This is a genomic window from Xenorhabdus bovienii SS-2004, assembly GCF_000027225.1.
Taxonomy (GTDB): domain Bacteria; phylum Pseudomonadota; class Gammaproteobacteria; order Enterobacterales; family Enterobacteriaceae; genus Xenorhabdus; species Xenorhabdus bovienii_C.
In genome coordinates, this window is sequence record NC_013892.1 from 3700334 (window position 1) to 3723388 (window position 23055).

28 protein-coding genes are annotated in these 23055 nt (G+C 45.9%); 12 read left to right on the plus strand and 16 right to left on the minus strand.

Annotated features, from left to right (window positions below; genetic code table 11):
* Window positions 1-108: 108 nt before the first annotated feature.
* From npr to XBJ1_RS16315, 11 genes are all read right to left on the minus strand, one after another.
* Window positions 109-381: a PTS phosphocarrier protein NPr gene (gene npr, locus XBJ1_RS16265; protein ID WP_012990122.1), complete on the minus strand. Its 273-nt coding sequence runs from the start codon at window positions 379-381 to the stop codon at window positions 109-111.
* A gap of 17 nt (window positions 382-398) precedes the next feature.
* Window positions 399-1250 carry an RNase adapter RapZ gene (rapZ, locus tag XBJ1_RS16270; RefSeq protein ID WP_012990123.1) on the minus strand — a complete coding sequence of 284 codons (852 nt, stop codon included), beginning with the start codon at window positions 1248-1250 and terminating at the stop codon, window positions 399-401.
* Window positions 1251-1330: 80 nt separating this feature from the next.
* The gene (ptsN, locus tag XBJ1_RS16275) at window positions 1331-1798 is read right to left on the minus strand and encodes a PTS IIA-like nitrogen regulatory protein PtsN (protein WP_012990124.1); all 468 of its coding nucleotides are present in this window, start codon (window positions 1796-1798) and stop codon (window positions 1331-1333) included.
* Window positions 1799-1944: 146 nt separating this feature from the next.
* The gene (gene hpf / locus XBJ1_RS16280; RefSeq protein ID WP_012990125.1) at window positions 1945-2232 is read right to left on the minus strand and encodes a ribosome hibernation promoting factor; all 288 of its coding nucleotides are present in this window, start codon (window positions 2230-2232) and stop codon (window positions 1945-1947) included.
* Between the two features lie 23 nt (window positions 2233-2255).
* Window positions 2256-3695 carry an RNA polymerase factor sigma-54 gene (gene rpoN, locus XBJ1_RS16285; protein WP_012990126.1) on the minus strand — a complete coding sequence of 480 codons (1440 nt, stop codon included), beginning with the start codon at window positions 3693-3695 and terminating at the stop codon, window positions 2256-2258.
* 65 nt (window positions 3696-3760) lie between these two features.
* The gene (gene lptB / locus XBJ1_RS16290; protein WP_012990127.1) at window positions 3761-4486 is read right to left on the minus strand and encodes an LPS export ABC transporter ATP-binding protein; all 726 of its coding nucleotides are present in this window, start codon (window positions 4484-4486) and stop codon (window positions 3761-3763) included.
* Between the two features lie 6 nt (window positions 4487-4492).
* A complete protein-coding gene (lptA, locus tag XBJ1_RS16295; protein WP_012990128.1) occupies window positions 4493-5026 on the minus strand; it encodes a lipopolysaccharide ABC transporter substrate-binding protein LptA in 534 nt (177 codons plus the stop codon).
* Window positions 5007-5594, minus strand: coding sequence for an LPS export ABC transporter periplasmic protein LptC (lptC, locus tag XBJ1_RS16300; RefSeq protein ID WP_012990129.1), 588 nt, complete (start codon window positions 5592-5594; stop codon window positions 5007-5009). Before lptC ends, lptA begins: the two co-directional genes overlap by 20 nt.
* A 19-nt stretch (window positions 5595-5613) precedes the next feature.
* Window positions 5614-6177 (minus strand): 3-deoxy-manno-octulosonate-8-phosphatase KdsC, encoded by a 564-nt coding sequence (kdsC, locus tag XBJ1_RS16305; protein ID WP_012990130.1) that lies wholly within the window; start codon window positions 6175-6177, stop codon window positions 5614-5616.
* 101 nt (window positions 6178-6278) lie between these two features.
* Window positions 6279-7247, minus strand: coding sequence for an arabinose-5-phosphate isomerase KdsD (gene kdsD / locus XBJ1_RS16310; RefSeq protein ID WP_038199377.1), 969 nt, complete (start codon window positions 7245-7247; stop codon window positions 6279-6281).
* Between the two features lie 24 nt (window positions 7248-7271).
* The gene (locus XBJ1_RS16315; protein WP_012990132.1) at window positions 7272-8249 is read right to left on the minus strand and encodes a calcium/sodium antiporter; all 978 of its coding nucleotides are present in this window, start codon (window positions 8247-8249) and stop codon (window positions 7272-7274) included.
* Between the two features lie 231 nt (window positions 8250-8480).
* Here XBJ1_RS16315 and mlaF point away from each other — a divergent pair, with 231 nt between their 5' ends.
* From mlaF to murA, 7 genes are all read left to right on the plus strand, one after another.
* Window positions 8481-9284, plus strand: a complete 804-nt coding sequence (mlaF, locus tag XBJ1_RS16320) for a phospholipid ABC transporter ATP-binding protein MlaF (RefSeq protein ID WP_012990133.1) — start codon at window positions 8481-8483, stop codon at window positions 9282-9284.
* 10 nt (window positions 9285-9294) lie between these two features.
* Window positions 9295-10077 (plus strand): lipid asymmetry maintenance ABC transporter permease subunit MlaE, encoded by a 783-nt coding sequence (gene mlaE, locus XBJ1_RS16325; RefSeq protein WP_038199395.1) that lies wholly within the window; start codon window positions 9295-9297, stop codon window positions 10075-10077.
* 4 nt (window positions 10078-10081) lie between these two features.
* Window positions 10082-10588, plus strand: coding sequence for an outer membrane lipid asymmetry maintenance protein MlaD (gene mlaD, locus XBJ1_RS16330; RefSeq protein WP_012990135.1), 507 nt, complete (start codon window positions 10082-10084; stop codon window positions 10586-10588).
* 33 nt (window positions 10589-10621) lie between these two features.
* Window positions 10622-11251: a phospholipid-binding protein MlaC gene (gene mlaC / locus XBJ1_RS16335; RefSeq protein ID WP_012990136.1), complete on the plus strand. Its 630-nt coding sequence runs from the start codon at window positions 10622-10624 to the stop codon at window positions 11249-11251.
* 1 nt (window position 11252) lies between these two features.
* The gene (gene mlaB, locus XBJ1_RS16340) at window positions 11253-11588 is read left to right on the plus strand and encodes a lipid asymmetry maintenance protein MlaB (RefSeq protein ID WP_012990137.1); all 336 of its coding nucleotides are present in this window, start codon (window positions 11253-11255) and stop codon (window positions 11586-11588) included.
* Window positions 11589-11719: 131 nt separating this feature from the next.
* Window positions 11720-11974 (plus strand): BolA family iron metabolism protein IbaG, encoded by a 255-nt coding sequence (ibaG, locus tag XBJ1_RS16345; protein WP_012990138.1) that lies wholly within the window; start codon window positions 11720-11722, stop codon window positions 11972-11974.
* Between the two features lie 53 nt (window positions 11975-12027).
* Window positions 12028-13290 (plus strand): UDP-N-acetylglucosamine 1-carboxyvinyltransferase, encoded by a 1263-nt coding sequence (gene murA / locus XBJ1_RS16350; RefSeq protein ID WP_012990139.1) that lies wholly within the window; start codon window positions 12028-12030, stop codon window positions 13288-13290.
* A 120-nt stretch (window positions 13291-13410) separates the two neighbouring features.
* On the opposite strand, the gene degS is transcribed toward murA, so the two are convergent.
* The 3 genes from degS to zapG form a co-directional block, all read right to left on the minus strand.
* Window positions 13411-14469, minus strand: coding sequence for an outer membrane-stress sensor serine endopeptidase DegS (degS, locus tag XBJ1_RS16355; RefSeq protein ID WP_012990141.1), 1059 nt, complete (start codon window positions 14467-14469; stop codon window positions 13411-13413).
* A gap of 109 nt (window positions 14470-14578) precedes the next feature.
* Window positions 14579-15961 (minus strand): serine endoprotease DegQ, encoded by a 1383-nt coding sequence (gene degQ, locus XBJ1_RS16360; protein ID WP_012990142.1) that lies wholly within the window; start codon window positions 15959-15961, stop codon window positions 14579-14581.
* A gap of 288 nt (window positions 15962-16249) precedes the next feature.
* The gene (zapG, locus tag XBJ1_RS16365; RefSeq protein ID WP_038199379.1) at window positions 16250-16654 is read right to left on the minus strand and encodes a Z-ring associated protein ZapG; all 405 of its coding nucleotides are present in this window, start codon (window positions 16652-16654) and stop codon (window positions 16250-16252) included.
* Window positions 16655-16969: 315 nt separating this feature from the next.
* Here zapG and zapE point away from each other — a divergent pair, with 315 nt between their 5' ends.
* From zapE to sspB, 5 genes are all read left to right on the plus strand, one after another.
* A complete protein-coding gene (gene zapE, locus XBJ1_RS16370) occupies window positions 16970-18097 on the plus strand; it encodes a cell division protein ZapE (RefSeq protein WP_012990146.1) in 1128 nt (375 codons plus the stop codon).
* Window positions 18098-18364: 267 nt separating this feature from the next.
* Window positions 18365-18793 (plus strand): 50S ribosomal protein L13, encoded by a 429-nt coding sequence (rplM, locus tag XBJ1_RS16375; protein WP_012990147.1) that lies wholly within the window; start codon window positions 18365-18367, stop codon window positions 18791-18793.
* Window positions 18794-18808: 15 nt separating this feature from the next.
* Window positions 18809-19201 carry a 30S ribosomal protein S9 gene (gene rpsI / locus XBJ1_RS16380; RefSeq protein WP_012990148.1) on the plus strand — a complete coding sequence of 131 codons (393 nt, stop codon included), beginning with the start codon at window positions 18809-18811 and terminating at the stop codon, window positions 19199-19201.
* Window positions 19202-19568: 367 nt separating this feature from the next.
* Entirely contained in the window at window positions 19569-20210 is a 642-nt protein-coding gene (sspA, locus tag XBJ1_RS16385; protein WP_012990149.1) for a stringent starvation protein SspA, read from the plus strand.
* A gap of 3 nt (window positions 20211-20213) precedes the next feature.
* On the plus strand, window positions 20214-20696 hold the full coding sequence (gene sspB / locus XBJ1_RS16390) for a ClpXP protease specificity-enhancing factor (RefSeq protein ID WP_012990150.1): 483 nt from the start codon (window positions 20214-20216) through the stop codon (window positions 20694-20696).
* 115 nt (window positions 20697-20811) lie between these two features.
* On the opposite strand, the gene XBJ1_RS16395 is transcribed toward sspB, so the two are convergent.
* Window positions 20812-21264 (minus strand): hypothetical protein, encoded by a 453-nt coding sequence (locus tag XBJ1_RS16395; RefSeq protein ID WP_012990151.1) that lies wholly within the window; start codon window positions 21262-21264, stop codon window positions 20812-20814.
* Window positions 21265-21627: 363 nt separating this feature from the next.
* Entirely contained in the window at window positions 21628-23046 is a 1419-nt protein-coding gene (locus tag XBJ1_RS16400; protein WP_012990154.1) for an FAD-dependent oxidoreductase, read from the minus strand.
* Window positions 23047-23055: the final 9 nt, after the last annotated feature.

Here is a 23055-nt window from a genome sequence, read left to right on the forward strand (position 1 = left end):
ATGGCAGGAACTGAGAAAAAACGATATTTAGCTTAAGAAACGGCATCTTATAGTGAGATGATTCAGTGTTTAAAAGGAAGGAAAAGGCAGGAAAGAGTAGGGAAATGTTTATTCTTCATCAAATCCGGCATTAAATAACTCAATAATGGCGGCCAGTGCCTGCTGCTCATCCGACCCGGTCGCCTCAACTTCAATGTAACTGCCTTGTTCGGAATCCAGCATAAGCATGGCAATCACACTGTGGGCTTCGGCTTGAATATTGCTGCTGTTGCGCAGAATGACCTGCGATTGAAACTGCTGCACAAGGTCATGCAATTTCATTGCAGGTCGGGCATGCATACCAAGCCGATTTTTAATTTCAAGCTGCTTTTTGACTGTCATGCTCTGCCATTATTGTATTATTTACGTTTTTCCAGTGTGCGGTGACGTGATTGCACGTTTTTGCCACGGGAACGGAAGTAGTCCGCTAATTGTTCAGCGACGTAGACGGAACGGTGTTTACCCCCCGTACAACCAATTGCCACGGTGAGATAGCTGCGGTTATTGGTTTCGAGCATCGGCAGCCAGAGTTCAAGATAGCTGCGGGTCTGGTAAATAAAATTGTGTACTTCTGTGTGGCGATCCAAAAAGGCAGCCACAGGGCGATCTAAACCGGTCATTGGCCGCAGTTTAGGATCCCAGTGTGGGTTTGGCAGGAAACGCACATCGAAAACATAATCGGCATCAATCGGAATACCATGCTTAAAGCCGAAAGACTCAAACACCATCGTCAGTTCGCGTTCGCGTTTGCCCAGTAGACGCGTTCTGAGCATTTCTGCCAATTCATGCACGGACATTTCAGAGGTGTCGATGATCAAATCTGCCCGTGAACGCAGGGGTTCCAGCAGGTCACTTTCTTGATCAATAGCGCTTTCCAGCGACAGATTTTTGCTTGATAGTGGATGCAGGCGACGTGTGTCACTGTAGCGGCGGATCAGGGTGTTGCGATCCGCATCAAGAAACAGTAATTGTGGCGAGAACGTGTCCGGCAGTTTCGTCAGAGCTTCTTCGAAAATTTCTGGCGACTCCGGCATATTTCTCACGTCTATGCTGACCGCCGCTGAAATACCGCGTTCAGCTAATGTGCCTGCCAGTTCCGGCAGTAAGACCACCGGCAGGTTATCGACACAATAGAATCCCATATCTTCCAGCGCACGCAGGGCAACGGATTTACCGGAGCCGGAACGACCGCTGACTATCATCAGCACCATAAGATGACTCCCCTTTAATATCTCAGCGGTTCTAATAAACCGCTGCTGTTTTGTTGCTTTCCAATAATTCTAATCGCTATTTATTCAGTTATGATTTTATATAGCTCTTCGTCACTTTGTGCTGAACGCAGACGGCGGCAGAGATTCTTATCTGCAAGACGCTTTGCAATCAATGATAGTGAATGTAAATGGGTCTGACACTGGTCAGACGGCACCAATAAAGCAAACAGCAAGTCAACAGGTTGATTATCGATGGCATCGAAGGCAATAGGCTGTTCCAGATTCAGAAACACGCCAACGGCATTATGTGAACACTCTTTATCCAGTTTGCCGTGAGGAATGGCAATCCCGTTGCCGATACCTGTGGTGCCCACTTTTTCGCGGGAAAGAATAGCCTCGAATACGGCATTTTCCGGTAATCCAAGCTGTTTTGATGCCAGTTCACTGATAATCTCTAAGGCGCGCTTTTTACTCGAACAAGGTACGTTGTTGCGTGTACATTCGGGCGAAAGTACCGAACTTAGTGGTAAATCTGTTTCGTTGTTCATTTCTTTAATCACTTAGGGCCTGTAATACCGGATGCCTGACTGGAGGCATCCGGTATTGATGCACTGTTTATACCTTTCACCTGAATCTATTGGGTATGTAAGTAGAACAGTGATGAGTTTATGACAGCCCCGTTGCCAGAAAGCTGTTAATGTTGTCTCAACTTACTTTTGTGTTTGGTCAATTGACGTGCCAGCTTATCTGCCAGTGCATCAATCGCCGCATACATGTCTTCATGCTCTGAGCTTGCATGCAACTCACCTCCATTGACATACACCGTGGCTTCAGCGATTTTCTGCACTTTCTCCACTCGGAGTATGACCTGAATGAGGTTAATTTTATCGAAATATTGATCCAGTTTGCCGTATTTTGTATTCACAATGTTGCGTAATGCATCAGTGATTTCAATATTGTGGCCTGTGACATTGAGTTGCATAGTGTTTTCCTTCTCTGTGTGGTTCAAACCAGTTTTTTGCGTTGGTTTGAAGGCGGGATGGATAACGACTCTCTATATTTTGCGACAGTTCGACGCGCGACTTGAATGCCCTGTTCGGCCAGAATGCTGGTCAATTTGCTGTCACTCAGTGGCTTGGCCGGGTTTTCTGCCGCGACCAATTTTTTCACCAGTGCCCGTATCGCAGTAGAAGAGGCTTCACCTCCGCTATCGGTATTGACATGGCTGGAGAAAAAATATTTCAATTCAAAAATGCCCCGTGGGCTATACAGATATTTCTGTGTTGTCACACGGGAAATGGTGGATTCGTGCATTTCAACCTGATAGGCGATATCTGCCAGTACTAGCGGTTTCATGTGCTCTGCACCATATTCAAAAAAATCTTGTTGCCGTTCAACAATGCAACTGGCAACTTTCAATAACGTGTCATTACGGCTTTCGAGGCTTTTTATCAGCCATTTGGCCTCTTGCAGATTATTGCGAATGAACAGACTGTCGCTTTCACTATGGGCCTGTTGCCCCAATGCTGCGTAGTGTTGATTGATGCGCAGACGGGGGATGCTATCGGTATTCAGTTTGACTTGCCAGCTTTCATTCTCTTTATGAGCAAGCACATCAGGAATAACATACTCGGATTCACCTGCATTGACCACTAATCCGGGTTTGGGTTCCAATGATTGAATAATATCGATGGCTTCTTTCAGGGCATTTTCCTTTAATTTGCTCTGACGTAACACATTACGAAAGTCTCGATTGCCCAATAGCTCAAGGTATTTGCTGACAACCAGTTTGGCTTCGTTCAGATAAGGTGTTTTTGTCGGCAGCATCGAAAGTTGAATAAGCAGGCATTCACGCAAATCGCGGGCGGCGATACCAATCGGATCGAAATGCTGTATGCGTTTGAGTACGATTTCCACTTCTTCTAGCGTCAGCTCATTATCGCCAATGCTGGCAAGGATCTCTTCGATTGAAACTGTCAGATAGCCTGAATCATCAATCGCATCAATGATGGAGGTGGCGATGGCAGAATCCGTTTCAGTAAACGGTGTCAACCCTGCCTGCCACATCAGATAGTCTTGCAGTGTCTGAGTGGTTTCACCCTGATAAACGGGAAAATCCTCAGCACTGTAATCGCTGTTTGTCCCCGAAGGAGTGCCAGCCGTGTAAATTTCATCCCAACTGGCATCCAATGGCAGTTCTTCCGGTATATTCTTCTGTTCAAGCGCTTCGCGGGTATCCATCACCTCAGTTACCGCATCAGGAGATTCCTGACTGTCGATTTCCTCATGAGGATCATCCTGTTCAAGCAGTGGGTTAGCTTCCAAAGCCTGCTGGATCTCTTGTTGAAGTTCAAGCGTAGAAAGTTGCAACAAACGGATAGCTTGCTGGAGTTGTGGCGTCATCGCCAGTTGCTGACTGAGCCTGAGTTGCAAACTTTGCTTCATAGCATTACCACTTTCTCCTGAATTTCTCTGGAATTTCTCCTGAATGACGCCTGACAGAATCAGGATTAAAGACGGAAACCCTCACCCAGATAAACGCGTTTGACCTGCTCATTGTTGAGAATATCTTCCGGTGAGCCGTGGGCAATCAACTGGCCTTGGCTGACGATATAGGCGCGTTCGCAGACATCCAGTGTTTCACGGACATTGTGGTCTGTAATCAGAACTCCCAGCCCATAGTCCCGCAGATGTTGAATGATCTTTTTGATATCGAGTACGGAGATGGGATCGACGCCAGCAAAAGGTTCATCCAGCAGAATGAATTTCGGGTTGGCGGCCAGAGCACGGGCAATTTCCACACGACGGCGTTCACCACCGGAAAGTGACTGTCCCAGATTGTCACGCAGATGGGAAATATGAAACTCTTCCATTAATTCTTCTGCCCGCTCTTTTCGTTGCTCTTGCGTGATATCCTTGCGGATCTCCAAGACTGCCATCAAATTGTCAAATACGCTCAGACGACGGAAAATGGAAGGTTCTTGTGGCAAATAGCCTATTCCCCGGCGGGCGCGTTCATGCAGAGGCAGCAGGCTGATGTCTTCATCATCAATAGTAATGGTGCCAGTATCACGTGGCACAATGCCGACCACCATGTAGAAGGTCGTGGTTTTACCTGCCCCATTGGGGCCAAGCAAACCCACGATTTCGCCTGATTTGACGGTCAGACTGACGTCCTCAACGACCCTGCGACCCTTATAAGCCTTTGCCAGATTTTCTGCGTTTAAAATTGCCATACGTCGTTATTTACTCTTGTTGTTAACACTGATGCCTTTTTCCTGTAGCTGGGAAGGCAACAGGACGGTAGTAACACGTTTACCTTTATCACTAAAGGCTTCCATTTGCTGTGTTGGCACCAGATAGGTGATTTTATCGCCTTTGATGTTACTGTCGAGTTGTTCAAGATAGGCATTACCTGTCAGCGTCATCAGCTCTTTATCCATCTCATAGCGCATTTTTGAGGCATGCCCTTTGATGGGTTTGCCGTCATCTTGTAACTGATAGAAAGTCGCCGGATTACCGTAGGCTTCAATAACCGTTTTTTTCGCATCCCCTTCTGGGCGAGTGACGACGACTTTATCCGCATGAATGTCGATTGAGCCTTGTTTTACGCTGACATTATCCGTAAATGTGGCTACGTTCCCCGTTAAATCCAAAGATTGCCTGTCAGAATTAAGGGTAATGGGCTGTTTCGTATCTTCTTTCAATGCCAGTACGGGCAGGCTGACTGCAAACAGGGTACTGGCAATAACGGTATTACGGATTAGGTTGTTCATTTGGGATCTCATAGTGAGTCGTCACCTTTTCAATCAATTCAGCAGTTTTGTTTCGCAGATTGCCACGCATTTTCATGCCAACAGATTTCAGGCCGACACCAATCAGAGTGACTTGGTCGTCGGATAAGATATCTTGAGACACCAGATTGACGGTCGCATTTTCTGTTGTGATCCGTTGCAGTTGTGAGGCATCGGTCAGGCTATCCAGCTGGACATCGCCGTACAGATAGAGCATTTTATCGTTGGTCAGCTTTGCTTTATTTGCGCGTACTGTCCATGTCGGTGTTTCGGAAGTGCTATTGGAGGCAAAGGTTGTCAATATGGGTTTAGTAAACCAAGTCAGTTTGCTTTCCGTATAGTTCTGTACATCATCTGCCACCAGTTTGTAAGCCAGCTTGCCCTCGGGATCATAGACAAAAGAAGTGGCTTCCTGTGTTTGATAAGTGGGATACCCATCATCCACAATTGGTGATGAGGCGTTTTCGTTTAAATTGGATAAATTCCAGCCAATCAGCGCAAGCGCGATCAATGCCAGTGTTCCGATCAGCCAGGATTGAATTCTGCTCATTCTCTTTTCAATTTTAGTCTTATATTGATAACCCTTTGGCACCTTCCAGCTTATTCTGAGCGAAAAGTACCAAATCACAAAGCTCCCTGACTGCACCACGGCCACCTGCAATCTGAGTCACATAATCTGCTCTTGGCAGCAGCAGTGGATGGGCATCAGAAACCGCAACAGATAACCCAACTTGTGCCATTACAGGCCAGTCGATAAGATCATCACCAATATAAGCGACCTGTTCTGGCTGTAACGTTAGTTTATCTAACAGTTCCTGATACGCCAAAACCTTATCGCTCTGTCCTTGGTAAAGATGTGTAATACCCAGTGTTTCTGCGCGATCTTCCAGCAACTTAGCTTTACGGCCAGTAATGATGGCGACTTCAATGCCTGAGGTAATCAGACAACGGATGCCGTAACCATCACGAACGTTAAAGGCTTTCAGTTCTTCACCCTGGTTGCCCATATATATCAGGCCATCTGACATCACACCATCAACATCACAAATCAGTAGACGGATTTTACTGGCTCTTTCGATAATTTCTTCGTTGACCGGGCCATAACAGGTGTCCAGATACGTTTTCTGACTCATTCAGGAATTCTCTTAAGGTTTATACCACAGCTGCTTATACCATTACCTGTGCTTTATACATACTCTACCCTTCATCTTTCTCTGTTGGGTATATACCGACCTTATACTACACCCGCCTGTAAGAGGTCGTGCATATGCAGTACGCCGAGCAATTTGTCACCGTCAGTGACCAGCAAGGACGTGATGTGGCGTGACTGCATCAGGTTCAGGGCATCAACGGCCAGTGTATGGGGCTTGATGCGGACACCGCCGATAGTCATAACATCAGAGATGTTTGCATGGTTTAAATCGATTCCCATATCGAAAACACGGCGCAAATCCCCGTCAGTGAAAATTCCTTTGATCTGCATATCGTCATCGCAGATGACGGTCATTCCCAGTTTCTTGCGGGTGATTTCAACCAAGGCTTCACGTAGTGTCGCGGTATAAGGAACACGGGGAATATCATCACCGATGGTCATTAAGTCACTGGTCAGTAACAGAAGTTTGCGTCCCAGCGTGCCACCCGGATGGGAAAGGGCAAAGTCTTCAGCGGTAAAACCTCGAGCTTGTAAGAGCGCAACGGCCAGAGCATCTCCCATAACAAGTGTTGCTGTCGTGCTAGTGGTGGGCGCTAATCCAAGCGGGCAGGCTTCCTGTGGTGTTTTGATGCACAGATGGATATCGGCAGCTTTCCCCATGCTACTGTTTGGGTTGTTTGTCATACAGATAAGCGGAACTTTTTGCCGTTTGAGGACGGGGATCAAGGCAACGATTTCATTGGATTCACCGGAATTGGAGATTGTCAGCACGATGTCTTTTGATGTCACCATACCGAGATCACCGTGGCTGGCTTCACCGGGGTGGACAAAGAAAGAGGGCGTGCCAGTACTGGCAAATGTGGCGGCAATTTTTCGTCCAATATGACCGGATTTTCCCATCCCCATGACAATGATTTTTCCTTCACAACCAAACATCAACTCACAGGCTCGGCTGAAATCTTCATTAATATATTGTTCCAGTTCTGCCAATCCGTCGAGTTCGACCTGTAATACTTTTTTACCTGATTGTTGAAAATCTATCTTAGACATTTCTACTTCCCACGTCATCGGCAATTAATCAGTACCGTAATAATTAGAAACAAAAAGTACGAAAAAATAAGCGATAAAACAGCCCAGTAACAGGATGCCGTTTAATCGGTTCAATCGATGCTTTCTCCCCAGACAGAATATCGTGAATAACACACTGGCAGCCATCATGACCCAGAAGTCCCGGGAAAAGGCCTGAGGTGAAATAACGCCGGGTGAAAGTATACCGGGGATACCCAATACCAGAGTGATGTTGAAAACATTTGAGCCGATGATATTGCCCATCGCCATATCATTCTCGCCTTTAATGGCCGCAGCAATTGAAGTAGCCAGTTCAGGCAGGCTGGTGCCTACCGCCAGAATTGTCAGGCCAATAATCAGCTCACTGATGCTATAAATACGTGCAATCACAGCCGCATTGTCAATCACCATGCGGGTAGAAATGGGGAGGATAATCAATCCTAAAACAACCCAGAGAAGTGCGATGCCTTTGTTGCCTTCGACAGGTAATTCTGCATCTCGTTCCTGCATATAGCTGTCTAGACCATCATCTTGGGAAACTGTTGTCATTTTGATCATTATGACGATAAAAAACAAGGCGGTAAGTAACAGGACGATACCGTCCAGGCGGTTCAGGTAGCTGTCTGCCAGAATATAGCCTACAAATGCAGTAATCAGCAACATCAGCGGCAATTCCCGCCTCAGGATATCTGATTTCACTGTGATCGGTCGAATGAGTGACGCAGCGCCAGTAATCAGTAGCAGATTGGTAATATTGGAACCAATGGCATTGCCTACAGCTATGTTCGGTAGCCCATCTTGAGCTGCTGTGATAGATACCATCAACTCTGGCAGTGAAGTGCCGATTCCCATAACTGTCAATCCGACGATATAGGGGGGTATTTTCAGTGAGCGGGCAAAAACCGCAGCACCATATACTAATCTATCAGATCCATACACCAGTAAAATCAACCCGGTAATGAACAGAGCAATAGTCAGAAACATGGGGTGTTCCTTAAATAAAATTTATTCCGAACATGATGCTAATAATGGTTGATTTTTAAACATGAAATGTTTATTCAGCTAGACTTATATATTCTGACGGTCAAGCGATAAAAAGTAAAATTTGTCACAACTTTGCTAACGCAAATTTGGCAATTTTTTTGTAGTATGCATGACTGATTATTTAAAAACAGTAAGAAACAAGTTTTATTAACGGTTAGGGGCTATCAAATAATGAGTCAACAAACAGCAAATCTTATTGAGATCTGCGGCATGTATTTCACTCGTGGTCAACGCCCGATTTTTTCTGATATTAATCTGACCGTTCCAAAAGGAAAAGTGACTGCCATCATGGGGCCTTCAGGCATAGGGAAAACCACCTTGCTACGCCTGATTGGTGGGCAGATCCGCCCTGAACGCGGCGAGATCTGGTTTGATGGCGATAATATTCCGGCATTGTCCCGCCAACGTCTCTATGCTGCCCGTAAGAAAATGAGCATGTTATTTCAGTCAGGTGCGCTGTTTACGGATCTGAATGTCTTTGACAATGTCGCCTTTCCTTTGCGTGAGCATACCCAATTGCCCGAAGCGTTGATTCACACTACGGTGATGATGAAACTGGAGGCTGTTGGGCTGCGTGGTGCTGCGCACTTGATGCCATCGGAATTGTCTGGCGGTATGGCTAGGCGCGCTGCATTGGCGAGAGCGATAGCACTCGATCCCGATCTCATTATGTTCGATGAACCTTTTGTTGGTCAGGATCCCATTACGATGGGCATTCTCGTCAAATTAATTGATGAGCTTAACCATGCGCTCGGTGTCACCTGTGTTGTAGTTTCCCACGATGTACCTGAAGTATTGAGTATTGCTGATTATGCTTACATTGTGGCTGAGAAGACGGTCATTGCAGAAGGTACACCGGAGCAGTTAAGAATGAATCAGGATCATCGGGTACGGCAATTCCTTGATGGCATTGCTGATGGGCCAGTGCCTTTCCGTTTCCCTGCGGGGGATTACAAAACTGAGTTATTAGGATAATGGAATGTTGATGTTAACACGGGCACTGGCTGCGCTGGGTAAACGTGCGATCGAGGTTGCAGCCTCATTCGGCCGTGCCGGCTTTATGCTTTTCAGTGCAATCATTGGTAAGCCAGAACTCGCCAAACAATGGAAATTATTATGTCAGCAGCTGTATAGCGTCGGTGTTCAGTCACTGCTGATTATCGTGGTTTCCGGCTTGTTTATCGGTATGGTTCTGAGTTTACAGGGCTATCTGGTTTTAACGACATTCAGTGCTGAGGGCAGTCTGGGCATGATGGTGGCTCTGTCACTGTTGCGTGAATTGGGGCCAGTCGTCACGGCACTGTTGTTTGCGGGTCGGGCGGGTTCAGCGTTGACCGCAGAAATTGGTTTGATGAAAGCCACAGAGCAGATTTCCAGCTTGGAAATGATGGCGATTGATCCGCTGCGTCGGGTAATTGCTCCGCGTTTTTGGGCTGGTTTTATCAGTATGCCTTTACTGTCGCTGATCTTTGTCGCGGTTGGAATCATCGGAGGCGCGATAGTGGGCGTGGATTGGAAAGGCATTGATGCCGGCTTTTTCTGGTCTTCGATGCAATCGGCGGTGGATTGGCAAAAAGACTTGCTCAACTGTTTTCTTAAGAGCGTAGCTTTTGCCATTACGGTCACATGGATTGCATTGTTCAATGGTTATGACGCTATCCCTACATCAGAAGGGATCAGCAGGGCGACGACGCGTACAGTAGTTCATGCGTCTTTGGCAGTATTGGGTTTGGATTTTGTGCTGACAGCACTGATGTTTGGGAACTAATTCGATGCAAAACAAGAAAAATGAAATTTGGGTTGGGTGTTTTGTCTTGATTGCACTGGCTGCAATCGTCTTTTTATGTTTGAAAGTAGCTGATGTTCGGTCATTTGGCAGCCAGACAACCTATCGCGTATCTGCGGCATTTGACAATATTGGTGGACTGAAAGTGCGTTCACCAGTAAAAATTGGTGGAGTTGTGATTGGTCGTGTAGAGCGAATCTGGCTCGATCACAAAACCTATACTCCACAGGTTGAACTGGAACTTTTCACTCAATACGACAATATTCCAAGTACCAGCTCGCTTTCTATTCGGACATCAGGACTATTGGGCGAGCAATATGTTGCAATGAATGTGGGTTTTTATGACCCTGATATGGGGGTATCCATGTTGAAAGGGGGAGATCGTATTGAGGATACCAAGTCTGCAATGGTACTTGAAGATTTGATCGGTCAGTTCTTATATAAAAGCGGTGACAGTGGTCAGGCGAAATCTGATTCGGCACCTGCACATTAATCTGCAATCCACGGCTTAGGAGAAATAGCATTTATGTTTAAGCGATTACTTATGGTTGCGCTGCTGGTGGTTGCACCATTGGCCAGCGCAGTTGATCAAACCAACCCTTATGCATTGATGAAAGATGCAGCAGAAAAAACTTTCACCCGTTTGAAGAATGATCAGCCTCAAATTCAGGCAAACCCAGAAGTTCTGCGTCAGATTGTGCGTGAAGAATTATTGCCTTATGTGCAGGTAAAATACGCAGGGGCACTGGTTCTTGGAACTTACTACGGGCAGGCTACGCCTGAACAGCGCGAAGCCTATTTCAAGGCTTTTGAATCTTATTTAGAGCAGGCATATGGTCAGGCTCTGGCGATGTATCATGGCCAGAACTACCAGATTGCGCCAGAACAGCCATTAGAGGGCAAGACGATAGTGGCTATCCGGGTCACTATTACTGATGAAAATGGTCAGCCGCCTGTTCGCTTGGATTTTCAGTGGCGTAAAAATAGCAAAACAGGTTACTGGCAGGCTTATGACATGATTGCGGAAGGCGTAAGCATGATCACGACCAAGCAGAATGAATGGGCAGATATCCTGCGCCAGAAAGGGATTGATGCTCTGACAGAACAGTTGAAAATCAGTGCGAAAACGCCAATCACTTTAGAAAAGAAAAAGTGACATGGAAAACCGGGAAATAAGCCAATCGTCTGATGACGGAAAGATAAGTTGGGAACAAACGGGAAGTACACTATTTCTTCACGGTACACTGGATCGTGACAGTTTACTTCCGCTTTGGCAGCAAAAAGGCAGCGTTATGGCTGAGATCGAAAATATTGATGTTTCTCGGCTTGAGCATGTGGATTCCACAGGGCTGGCGTTGTTTGTCCACTTAAAAGGAGACATGCAGCAACGTGGCAAACGATTAACATTTTCTGGCATAAGTGAACGTCTAGAGACATTGATAGCACTTTATGGCTTGCAAAGTCTCATTGCTGCTGACACGCCAGATATGTAATTCCCTTTTCCCATAATTATCGCCCTTGTAAGTCATCCTCTTACAAGGGCGTTTTTCTTGGTTTAAGAGTCGTCTGGTTTCCATTAGGATAGGCGATTACTATTATTTTTAACGACGTATGTGAGCAAATTATGGATACTGATGAAATTAAAGAAGTGCTGATGAAAGCATTGGCACTTGATGACGTTATCGTTAGCGGTGATGGCAGCCATTTCCAAGTCATTGCCGTTGGCGAGCTTTTTGATGACTTAAGCCGTGTCAAACAACAGCAGGCTGTTTACGCCCCTCTGATGGAATACATTGCTGATAATCGCATTCATGCCGTGTCGATCAAGACTTATACACCTGCAAAGTGGCAGCGTGACCGCAAACTTCAGGGGTTTTGAGGTTGTTTGCCTCGCCGCGAACAGCACACTTTGAATTAAACAAGAGAATGAAGATGGATAAATTTCGAGTGAAAGGGCCTACCTGCTTATCGGGTGAGGTTACTATTTCCGGAGCAAAAAATGCTGCATTACCCATTCTGTTCGCAGCGCTGCTGGCGGAAGAGCCAGTTGAATTACAGAATGTACCTGAATTAAAAGATATTGATACCACCATCAAACTACTCAACCGTTTGGGAACCAAAGTAAAACGCAATGGTTCTGTTTTTGTTGATGCCAGTAACGTTAACGAATACTGCGCGCCTTATGAACTGGTCAAAACGATGCGGGCTTCCATTTGGGCCTTGGGGCCGCTGGTCGCACGTTTCGGTCAAGGGCAGGTATCACTGCCGGGTGGCTGTGCCATTGGTGCTCGCCCTGTTGATCTGCACATTTCTGGTCTGGAACAGCTCGGTGCAAAAATTGTTCTCAGTGAAGGCTACGTCAAGGCTTCCGTCGATGGTCGCTTGAAAGGCGCCAGCATTGTCATGGATAAAGTCAGTGTGGGTGCGACCGTCACCATCATGACCGCAGCGACACTGGCGGAAGGGACAACCATCATTGAAAACGCAGCTCGTGAGCCTGAAATCGAAGATACTGCCGATTTTCTGAATACACTGGGAGCGAAAATTACCGGAGCAGGCACCGATCGCATTGTGATTGAAGGGGTAGAGCGTCTGGGAGGTGGTGTTTATCGTGTGCTGCCTGATCGTATCGAAACAGGAACTTTCCTTGTCGCTGGTGCCATTTCCCGTGGCAAGGTGATTTGCCGTAATACCAAGCCGAATACATTGGATGCCGTTTTATCCAAACTGCGTGAAGCTGGGGCAGACATTCAGGTGGGAGATGATTGGATTAGCCTTGATATGCACGGCAAGCGACCAAAGGCGGTTACATTCCGCACCGCCCCGCATCCGGGCTTTCCGACAGATATGCAGGCCCAGTTCAGCTTGTTGAATATGGTTGCCGAAGGTGTCGGCATGATCACTGAAACTATCTTTGAAAATCGCTTCATGCACATTCCAGAGTTGATTCGCATGGGTGCGCGTGCAGAAATCGAGAGTAATACGGTAGTTTGTCACGGTGTTGAAAATTTATCTGGCGCTCAGGTTATGGCGACTGATTTGCGTGCCTCTGCGAGTTTGGTATTGGCTGGCTGTATTGCTGAAGGCACCACGGTAGTTGATCGTATTTATCATATTGACCGAGGCTACGAGCATATCGAAGATAAACTACGTGGTTTAGGTGCGAATATCGAGCGTATTAAGTCGACTGATTAAACTGAATTCATATCATCCTTCGCCCAGTCTGGGCGAAGGATTGAATAAGCGAAAAGCAGCGGAGTTATCGGCTATACTCTTCATCTTGCAAGCTGCCGCAGACGTTAAATACTAAATTCTTCAGCCGTCAAATTCTTCAACCATAACCTTGAAGGTGAGGGATTGACCATCACGCAGCACAGTGATGGGAACCATACTGCCAGGGCGAATGTCAGTGACTTGATCCATCGTCTCTGTCGGAGAAATCGCAGGTTGGTGATTGAAATTAGTAATGATATCTCCCACTTTGATCCCCACTTTTTGAGCCGGGCTTCTCGGTGCAACTTCAAAAACCCGCAACCCCGGCATTTGGTTTATGTTGCTGTCTGACGAGCGAATACGGGGCAAATCTTGGACAGTGATACCAATATATCCCCTGATGACCCGCCCATCACGGATGAGTTTATGCATGATTTTTGTGGCAAGCTCAGTGGGAATGGCAAATCCCAAGCCTTCAGGCGTGACACCAAATTCTGACTTATCAAACGTCAGCGTATTAATCCCGACTAATTCCCCCAGCGTATTGACCAGTGCACCGCCGGAACTTCCCTGATTAATTGAGGCATCTGTTTGCAGAAAATTCTGGCGACGTGTAGGGCTTAGGCTAACACGCCCTGTCGCACTGATAATACCTTGAGTGATGGTTTGTCCTAAATTGTAAGGATTGCCGATTGCCAGCACGATATCTCCCACATGGGCAACTCGATTGGGATTTATCGGGATTACTGGGAGATTTTTACCATTGACCTTTAAAACCGCCAGATCGGTTGGAGCATCCGAGCCAGCCAGCAGCGCCTCATAGAATCGTCCATCTTGTAATGCAACAATAATAGAGTCGGCTTCATTGATGACATGTTTGTTAGTGAGGATATAGCCCTGTTCATTCATGATAACGCCAGAACCCAAGGGAAGAAGTTCCCGGCCTTCATGAGAAAAACTACCCAGATTACTGCTGTAGATATTGACAACAGCAGGAGCTGCTCGACGAACTCCTTGATTGAAACTGTATGGTTTGTCGTTGCGGCTGCTATCACTCAGGAGATGTTTTAACCCATTGGGACGTAGTGAAGGTATGGTAACCAATAAGATTGCAGCAATGAGCAATCCTATCGATATGGAGCGCAATAACTTGATCAGCATGGCATTATTCAGTAATAAATAAGTTAAAGAAGCATAGCACAGAAGCTAACAGACACAGCTTATGCTGTGTCTGTTAGTAATACTAGAACGCGTTTTTATATTCAATTGGTTAATTACGCAATAACAAGTAGATATTATCGTCACCACGTAAAATGTTCAGGGCAATAACAGGCGGTTTTGCCTCAAGCAGTTTACGCAGCTCGTTGATATTCCGAATTCGCTCGTTATTGGCGCCTACAATAAAATCATCATTCTGTAAGCCAGACATTGCGGCAGGTGAATTCTGGGTAATTTTATCTACTTTCACACCTTGCGTGTTTTTCACTGTACTGTTGCTCAGAATGGCACCTTGCAGGGCAACGCTCAAGTTTTCAGCCTTAGTTTCTTGGGCTACATTATTTTCTAGTGTTACGATCACTTCCATTGGCCTTCCTTTACGCAGAAGGCCGATTTTGATTGCTTTACCGGGAGCGGTTGTACCAACCTTCGCACGCAATTCAGCAAAGCTGGTGATTTTTTTGCCGTCAACGGAGACCAGCACATCCCCTGGCTTGATGTCAGCTTTAGCCGCCGCTGATTTAGGAATGACTTCGCTGACGAATGCCCCTTGTTGAGTATCAACGTTGAGTGCCTTGGCGACATCTGCTGTCATTTCGGTTCCCTTGATACCGAGAAGGCCGCGTTTGACTTCACCGTGGGCAATGAGCTGATCTGCGAGGTTGCTGGCCATGTTACTTGGGATGGCAAAACCGATGCCGATGTTACCGCCGCCGGGAGCGAGGATCGCAGTGTTAATGCCGATCAATTCCCCTTTCAGGTTGATCAATGCTCCCCCTGAGTTACCACGGTTGATGGAAGCATCGGTCTGGATGAAATTTTCCAAACCTTCCAGATTCAGGCCACTGCGGCCAAGGGCAGAGATAATCCCCGATGTTACGGTTTGCCCCAGCCCGAATGGGTTGCCGATGGCGACGGAATAATCCCCTACACGCAGTTGATCAGAATCAGCGAATTTAATGGCTGTCAGGTTCTTGGCATCTTGCAGCTGTAAAAGTGCGATGTCAGTCTGTGGGTCACGCCCGATGAGTTTTGCGGAATATTCACGGCCATCGTTTAATTGAACCCGAATTTTATTGGCTTTCTCAATAACATGGTTATTGGTCAGCACATACCCTTTATTGGCATTGATAATAACCCCAGAGCCTAATCCTTTGAATGGACGGCTTCTTTGCTCCTGTGGAGGAAAACCTGGTCCAAAGAAAAATTGAAAGTCTTCTGGTAACTGAAGCTGCTGCTGATTTTGAACTTCTGTGCCCGAGACATGCACAGTCACTACGGAAGGAAGAACTTTTTCCAGCATTGGCGCGAGGCTCGGTAATTCCTGAGAAGCCACTGCGGCAGGTAAAGCTGCGTTACCTACCATTGGAGCTGAAGCCAAAGATAATCCAATACTGATCGCAAGTGCACTGAGCAATGTGTTTTTTCTTTTCATTGAATACGTTCTCTTAATACCTAAGCCAGAAAGGGAAATCGTACTTAAAAGACCTATCCTGTCAGGAAATTTCATTTTCCTTGGGAATTACGCTTATTGGGATAGGTTTTAAGCATAATTGTTTCGATGCTGTTATGACTCTCAATTATTCAGCAAAGTTCACTAACAATGTTGTTTTACCGTGTTTCTTTACAGGTATTTACGTGAATTAAAATTAAAAAACAAAACTCTTTAATGCCAGGAAAGCCAATGAGCCGTGGTATCAACAGGTTACCACGGCCTGAGAATTTACTGTTTTTTATCTTGAATCGGGCGGAATAGGCCGGATGCTCCCTCAGAATAGTCCCGTGGAGGCATACTGGAGGTGATTTTACTTTTACCGACTTCAGATTCAGTCAGGCGATAATTGAAGGGATTATCCTGTATTGGCATGTTTGGCATCAGTTCGTTGGAACTTTTGGCCATGTGCTGATACAGCTGGCGATAATCGCGTGCCATATTATCAAGTAATTCAGCACTGTGAGCAAAATGGCTGACCAGCTCCTTACGATACTCTTCCAACTCTGCCCGATTCTTCTCCAGTTCGGCCTGTGCTGCATTTTGCTGACGCAGTCTCGAACTGCCAAAGCGGACAGCCAGTGCGCCAACGATAAAACCAATAATTAATCCAATCAGTGCATATTCCCAAGTCATGGCAACCCCTTTATTAACTTCAGTGTTCGGCAATAGTGTTCCACTATGTCTCAATACCATTGCTATCACTATAACCGCTAATTAAGTCAGAGTGGAATATTGATTATTAATTAATTTATATGCCACTTGATGTGTCAATTTTATACAAATTTGCGATGATACGCCGTGAATTATTGGCGGAATTGAGAGAGGATATGGAAAAAAGTATGAAAGATGGGAACAAATATAACGAACTCAGACAGAAAAGATGAGCGCGATTTTTACCAGTACAATGAATCGTGCTGAGAACAAAAATTTTTAAGGATTGTCATTTTGATGTCACCGATTATACCTTCGTCTCTCTATCAATCTGCACTGTCAGAAGGCCAGTACCAACCTGATGAAGTGCAGCGTAATACCGTTGCCCGCCTGGATATCATTCATCACGATCTTGGTCATCGCTCTCCGGAGCAGGCTTTACCTTCAAGTGGACTGAAAAGCCTATTGGGCAGGTTATTTGGCGGCTTATCAACAGAGCAGCCGCGACCGATTCAGGGGCTTTATATGTGGGGCGGCGTCGGACGTGGAAAAACATGGTTGATGGATATGTTTTTCCAGAGCCTGCCAACTGACCGAAAACTGCGTCTCCATTTTCATCGTTTTATGTTGCGGGTACATGAAGAATTAACCGCTTTGCAGGGGCACGAAAATCCCTTGGATGTGATAGCGGATGGTTTTAAGGCGCAAACTGATGTGCTCTGTTTCGATGAGTTTTTTGTTTCGGACATTACAGATGCCATGATCCTCGGTACCTTGCTGGAAGCTCTGTTTAAGCGAGGAATTACCTTGGTGGCAACATCAAATATTCCACCCGATGAATTGTACCGAAATGGCTTGCAGCGCGCGCGGTTCCTGCCAGCCATTGAGCAAATTAAAAAATACTGCGATGTGATGAATGTGGATGCGGGTATCGATTATCGGTTGCGCACGCTGACTCAGGCACATCTTTATCTCACGCCCTTGTCGGAAGATAACCGACAGGAAATGCATCGCATGTTTCAGCGTCTGGCAGGACGGAAAGGAGAGCCGAATCCGGTATTGGAGATTAACCATCGCAGTATGCCTGCCATCAGCAGTGTTGACGGGGTGCTGGCCATCACTTTCAAAACCTTGTGTGAAGATCCCCGCAGTCCGTTGGATTACATTGCGTTGTCGAAGCTTTATCATTCTGTCCTGCTGCATGATACGCCAGCTATGACTGCATTGGATGAAAGCGCAGCCCGGCGTTTTCTTGCATTGGTGGATGAATTCTATGAACGCCATGTAAAACTCATCATCAATGCTGAAGCGCCGATGGAGCAGATTTATCAAGGGGAATTACTGACATTTGAATATCGGCGTTGTCTGTCCCGCTTGCAGGAGATGCAAAGTGAGGAATATTTAAAACTTCCTCATTTGCCCTGATATCTGACTTTGATCAGTAAGAAAAATCGAGATTGTCGTTATCTGGCAGGATAATTATTGAATTGGGGGTCGATTTTTTATGATGACTTCTCTATAATCTTGCGACCCCACGTTACAGCAAGATTTTTTTTCCCAAAAACTTGCATTAGTGCCGGCATAGGCTATTCGAAGGGGTAGGTTTGCTGGACAAAAGTCGTGTGAACCTCAAAAACAGTTTCTGAACATCGAGTGTTCACCAACGTGTAACTTATAATTGGGTAAGCTTTAATGAAAACTTTTACAGCTAAACCAGAAACCGTAAAACGCGACTGGTATGTTGTTGACGCAGATGGCAAAACTTTAGGCCGTCTTGCAACTGAAATCGCTAGTCGCCTGCGCGGCAAGCATAAAGCGGAATATACTCCGCACGTTGATACTGGTGATTACATCATTATTGTTAACGCCGAAAAAGTTGCTGTAACTGGCAACAAACGTGCTGACAAAATCTACTATCACCACACTGGCCACATCGGTGGTATCAAGCAAGCGACCTTTGAAGAGATGATTGCCCGCCGTCCTGAGCGTGTCATTGAAATCGCGGTTAAAGGCATGCTGCCAAAAGGGCCACTGGGTCGTGCAATGTACCGTAAACTGAAAGTTTACGCGGGCAGCGAGCACAACCACGCGGCACAGCAACCACAAGTTCTGGACATTTAATCGGGATTATAGGCAATGGCTGAAAATCAATACTACGGCACTGGTCGCCGCAAAAGCTCCTCCGCTCGTGTCTTTATTAAGCCAGGTAGCGGTAACATCGTAATCAACCAACGCAGCCTCGAAGTTTACTTCGGTCGTGAAACTGCACGCATGGTTGTTCGTCAGCCACTGGAGTTGGTTGACATGTTAGGCAAACTGGATCTGTACATCACTGTTAAAGGTGGTGGTATTTCTGGTCAGGCAGGCGCAATCCGTCACGGTATCACCCGTGCACTGATGGCTTATGACGAGACTCTGCGTTCTGATCTTCGCAAAGCTGGCTTCGTTACTCGCGATGCTCGTGAAGTTGAACGTAAAAAAGTGGGTTTGCGCAAAGCACGTCGTCGTCCACAGTTCTCCAAACGTTAATTTGTTGCCACGGCTGTGGCGATGGGTTAAAGTTGAAACCCGTCATTTATATGGCGGGTTTTTTTATCATCTGATTTTCCTTTCTTTGGTGAATAGCCTTTTTTCCCAAAAAATAGCGTATTACAGAAATAAATAACTAGATTCTGATATTTCATCATTAATTCTCAATGTACTTCCCCACAAAATGTGCAAAATCTGGTAGACTAGTAATAATTTTTTGCCTTATCCATGAATGAGCCTGATTTGGCAGGGGTTTCAATATACCCTCGGATAATAAGTGCGAAACAGGATGAGAATATGAGCGAGAATAGCCGTTTTTCACTGAAGGGCTGTTCGTTCCTTTGTTTAGATAAACTTGGAGGTTTTCATGGCTGTCGCTGCCAACAAACGTTCGGTAATGACTCTGTTTTCCGGCTCGACCGACATTTTTAGCCATCAAGTGCGAATTGTGCTGGCGGAAAAAGGGGTCAGCGTTGAGATTGAACACGTTGAAGCAGGTAATTTGCCTCAGGATTTGATTGATCTGAATCCTTATCAGACGGTTCCTACTCTCGTTGATCGTGAATTGACTCTGTATGATTCTCGCATCATTATGGAATATCTGGATGAGCGTTTTCCCCATCCACCACTCATGCCTGTATATCCGGTTGCACGTGGTAGCAGCCGTTTGATGATGCATAGAATTGAAAAAAACTGGTATTCCCTGATGTATAAAATTCAGGGAGGAAATACTCAGGAAGCTAATGCTGCACGGAAACAGCTTGCAGAAGAATTATTGGCCATGGCGCCTGTTTTCAGAGATATGCCTTTCTTCATGAGTGAAGAGTTCAGTCTGGTGGATTGCTACCTTTCGCCTCTGCTGTGGCGTTTACCTGTATTAGGTGTAGAGTTATCTGGGCCAGGTGCAAAAGATATCCAGATTTATATGCAGCGTGTATTTGAACGTGACGCATTTTTGGCTTCACTGACGGAAGCAGAACGTGAAATGCGTTTACCATCACGGAGCTAATTTATGGAGATGATTCAAATGTCTCCCCGTCGTCCTTATTTATTGCGGGCGCATTATGAATGGCTGCTGGATAATGAAATGACTCCGCATCTTGTCGTGGATGTCACCCTGTATGGGGTGAATGTCCCGATGGAATATGCGAACGATGGGCAAATCATCCTGAATATTTCGCCGAGGGCTGTTGGCAATCTGGAATTGACTAACGATGAAGTTCGGTTCAACGCCCGTTTTGGTGGTGTAGCGCGTCAAGTCTCTGTTCCAATGGCGGCAGTGATTGCGGTTTATGGTCGTGAAAATGGCGCAGGAATGATGTTTGAGCCAGAATCTGCCTATCAGGCGGGCTCCACACCAGAAGATTCTGATGTTCCTGTAGCGGATAATCTGGTGCTTATCAGTGACGCTAAGATTGCTCGTGATAATGACTCATCGGATGACGAACCTCCCCAACCTCCAAAGGGTCGTCCAACTTTGCGTGTTGTAAAATAAACAGGCAACCAGGTACAGTTACAATATAAAAAATAAAGGAGATTTTGGTCTCCTTTATTATTTTTAGTCGTACCCGCTTTTATAGAGGCACTCGCCTGAGAGTCAAAAATAGGTACTATAAAGTTTGATCTAGTCTCCACAGGCAATTTTCTATATTTTCCTTATTTTTTCCGGAATTCGATTTTTTGGCTGCATTCAGGCTGTTAGACAGCTTTTCAATAAAACTTGTCCTTTCGCCCAAGCCTTTTAAAGTTGACGGTATATCGCAGATCTGATCTGATGAGAATGAATTATATTTTTTCGACAGCGATAAGACTTCTACGGGGTTATTAATTAAGGCAAAAGATAAAGAGCGAAGGAGTTGTTTCGAAAATTCGGAATGCATATTGGGGGATAACGTAAATGCAACTCTCAGCCACTGACTTTCACCTGTTGTAATGTTATAGGCGACTTCATCCCTTTTTCCACTTTCTCCTAATTCCGCAACAACGGCATTTACACCTCTTTCCCGCACTTGTTGCAGGATTTCCGCTTGTGTCGATAAATGAGCAATTGAGGGTGAGCTCATTATTAAAGATATGAAAGAGAATAAGAATATCTGTGTGAGTAAGCGCATCTATTTATTCCAGTCATTGTCAATGAATAGTTATTACTTAATTAACTATTATTTAATTTTTGTTTGGATATCGTTTAACTAATTACACTAAAAAAACCGTCTTCTCTTTGATAAGAGGAATAAGATTTTTTGCTGTATTAACACAGTAGATTAAATCTGAATATTTACCTTTAGGGTATAAGAGTAGTCGCATAAAGCAAAAAAATACAACTAATGTGGGAGTAAAAAGTGATAAAAGTGAACTTGTCTCTGAATTTTTGAAATTTTCTCCGGTCAAAAGACCGGAGAAGTAATTGAAGAAACAGTGAATAGGGATTAAACCTCGAGATAGTCGAGAATACCGGATGCCGCCTTTCTACCTTCCGCAATCGCAGTAACCACTAAATCAGAACCACGAACAGCGTCCCCGCCTGCGAATATTTTAGGATTACTGGTTTGGAAGGGCAGGTTGCTGGCTTCAGGAGCAACAATACGTCCCTGCTGATCGAGATTGATCTGATGCGCATTCAGCCAGTGCAGGTTGTGAGGTTTGAAACCAAACGCCGTGATAACAGCATCGGTTTCGATCCGAAATTCGGAGCCCTGAATGATTTCAGCTCGACGGCGGCCTTTTTCATCCATTTCGCCAAGTTGTGTTTTCGCGACTTTGACGCCGCAAACTTGACCTGCGCTATTGATCTCAATACTGAGCGGCTGAAGGTTAAACTGAAAATCCACACCTTCTTCCTTGGCATTTTTCACTTCTCGACGAGAACCTGGCATATTGCCTTCATCCCGCCGATAAGCACAGATAACATGGGTTGCGCCTTGGCGAACAGAAGTGCGCAGGCAATCCATTGCTGTATCACCGCCTCCGAGTACCAGAACACGCTGACCTTTCATATCAACATAAGGTTGTTCCGGTAAAGCGGGGTAGCCCATTAAATGACGGGTATTGGCAATTAAGAAGGGCAGGGCATCATAGACTCCGTCAGCACCTTCGTTTTCAAGTCCGCCATGAATAGACTGATAAGTACCCACGCCCAGAAATACAGCATCAAATTGCTCGGTGAGTTCAGCAAGCGTAATGTCTTTGCCTATTTCCGTGTTTAAGCGGAATTCGATACCCATGTCGGAGAAAATTTCACGGCGGCGGATCATCACGTCTTTTTCCAGTTTGAAAGCAGGAATGCCAAACGTGAGCAAGCCGCCAATTTCAGGGTGGCGATCGTAAACTACCGCTTGTACGCCGTTGCGGGTTAGGACATCTGCACAGGCCAGCCCCGCAGGGCCGGCTCCAATCACTGCCACACGTTTGCCTGTCGGGATCACGTCTGACATATCCGGCTTCCAGCCCATCGCAATGGCGGTGTCGTTAATGTAACGTTCAATATTGCCGATGGTAACAGCACCAAAGTCATCATTCAGCGTACAGGCACCTTCACACAGGCGATCTTGCGGACAGACTCGTCCGCAGACTTCTGGCAGGCTATTCGTCCGGTGGGAGAGTTCCGCCGCTTCAATAATCCGGCCTTCATTCGCGAGTTTCAGCCAGTTCGGAATATAGTTGTGCACAGGGCATTTCCACTCACAATAGGGATTCCCACATGAAAGGCAGCGATCTGCCTGTGCCTCAACCTGCATTTCAGAAAAAGGTTCATAAATTTCCACAAATTCTATTTTGCGGATTTTCAACGGCTTTTTCGGAGGATCGACACGCTGTAAGTCGATAAATTGATAAACGTTCTGACTCATTTTTAACTC

Coding starts and splice junctions, on each gene's coding strand:
- lptB (WP_012990127.1), bottom strand. CDS start 4,486: ATGGCAATTTTAAACGCAGAAAATCTGGCAAAGGCTTATAAGGGTCGC.
- XBJ1_RS16395 (WP_012990151.1), bottom strand. CDS start 21,264: ATGAGCTCACCCTCAATTGCTCATTTATCGACACAAGCGGAAATCCTG.
- lptC (WP_012990129.1), bottom strand. CDS start 5,594: ATGAGCAGAATTCAATCCTGGCTGATCGGAACACTGGCATTGATCGCG.
- sspA (WP_012990149.1), top strand. CDS start 19,569: ATGGCTGTCGCTGCCAACAAACGTTCGGTAATGACTCTGTTTTCCGGC.
- rplM (WP_012990147.1), top strand. CDS start 18,365: ATGAAAACTTTTACAGCTAAACCAGAAACCGTAAAACGCGACTGGTAT.
- zapE (WP_012990146.1), top strand. CDS start 16,970: ATGTCACCGATTATACCTTCGTCTCTCTATCAATCTGCACTGTCAGAA.
- rapZ (WP_012990123.1), bottom strand. CDS start 1,250: ATGGTGCTGATGATAGTCAGCGGTCGTTCCGGCTCCGGTAAATCCGTT.
- degQ (WP_012990142.1), bottom strand. CDS start 15,961: ATGAAAAGAAAAAACACATTGCTCAGTGCACTTGCGATCAGTATTGGA.
- XBJ1_RS16400 (WP_012990154.1), bottom strand. CDS start 23,046: ATGAGTCAGAACGTTTATCAATTTATCGACTTACAGCGTGTCGATCCT.
- zapG (WP_038199379.1), bottom strand. CDS start 16,654: ATGACTTGGGAATATGCACTGATTGGATTAATTATTGGTTTTATCGTT.
- rpsI (WP_012990148.1), top strand. CDS start 18,809: ATGGCTGAAAATCAATACTACGGCACTGGTCGCCGCAAAAGCTCCTCC.
- murA (WP_012990139.1), top strand. CDS start 12,028: ATGGATAAATTTCGAGTGAAAGGGCCTACCTGCTTATCGGGTGAGGTT.
- ibaG (WP_012990138.1), top strand. CDS start 11,720: ATGGATACTGATGAAATTAAAGAAGTGCTGATGAAAGCATTGGCACTT.
- mlaB (WP_012990137.1), top strand. CDS start 11,253: ATGGAAAACCGGGAAATAAGCCAATCGTCTGATGACGGAAAGATAAGT.
- rpoN (WP_012990126.1), bottom strand. CDS start 3,695: ATGAAGCAAAGTTTGCAACTCAGGCTCAGTCAGCAACTGGCGATGACG.
- sspB (WP_012990150.1), top strand. CDS start 20,214: ATGGAGATGATTCAAATGTCTCCCCGTCGTCCTTATTTATTGCGGGCG.
- mlaC (WP_012990136.1), top strand. CDS start 10,622: ATGTTTAAGCGATTACTTATGGTTGCGCTGCTGGTGGTTGCACCATTG.
- mlaE (WP_038199395.1), top strand. CDS start 9,295: ATGTTAACACGGGCACTGGCTGCGCTGGGTAAACGTGCGATCGAGGTT.
- XBJ1_RS16315 (WP_012990132.1), bottom strand. CDS start 8,249: ATGTTTCTGACTATTGCTCTGTTCATTACCGGGTTGATTTTACTGGTG.
- mlaF (WP_012990133.1), top strand. CDS start 8,481: ATGAGTCAACAAACAGCAAATCTTATTGAGATCTGCGGCATGTATTTC.
- ptsN (WP_012990124.1), bottom strand. CDS start 1,798: ATGAACAACGAAACAGATTTACCACTAAGTTCGGTACTTTCGCCCGAA.
- degS (WP_012990141.1), bottom strand. CDS start 14,469: ATGCTGATCAAGTTATTGCGCTCCATATCGATAGGATTGCTCATTGCT.
- lptA (WP_012990128.1), bottom strand. CDS start 5,026: ATGAACAACCTAATCCGTAATACCGTTATTGCCAGTACCCTGTTTGCA.
- npr (WP_012990122.1), bottom strand. CDS start 381: ATGACAGTCAAAAAGCAGCTTGAAATTAAAAATCGGCTTGGTATGCAT.
- kdsD (WP_038199377.1), bottom strand. CDS start 7,247: ATGTCTAAGATAGATTTTCAACAATCAGGTAAAAAAGTATTACAGGTC.
- kdsC (WP_012990130.1), bottom strand. CDS start 6,177: ATGAGTCAGAAAACGTATCTGGACACCTGTTATGGCCCGGTCAACGAA.
- hpf (WP_012990125.1), bottom strand. CDS start 2,232: ATGCAACTCAATGTCACAGGCCACAATATTGAAATCACTGATGCATTA.
- mlaD (WP_012990135.1), top strand. CDS start 10,082: ATGCAAAACAAGAAAAATGAAATTTGGGTTGGGTGTTTTGTCTTGATT.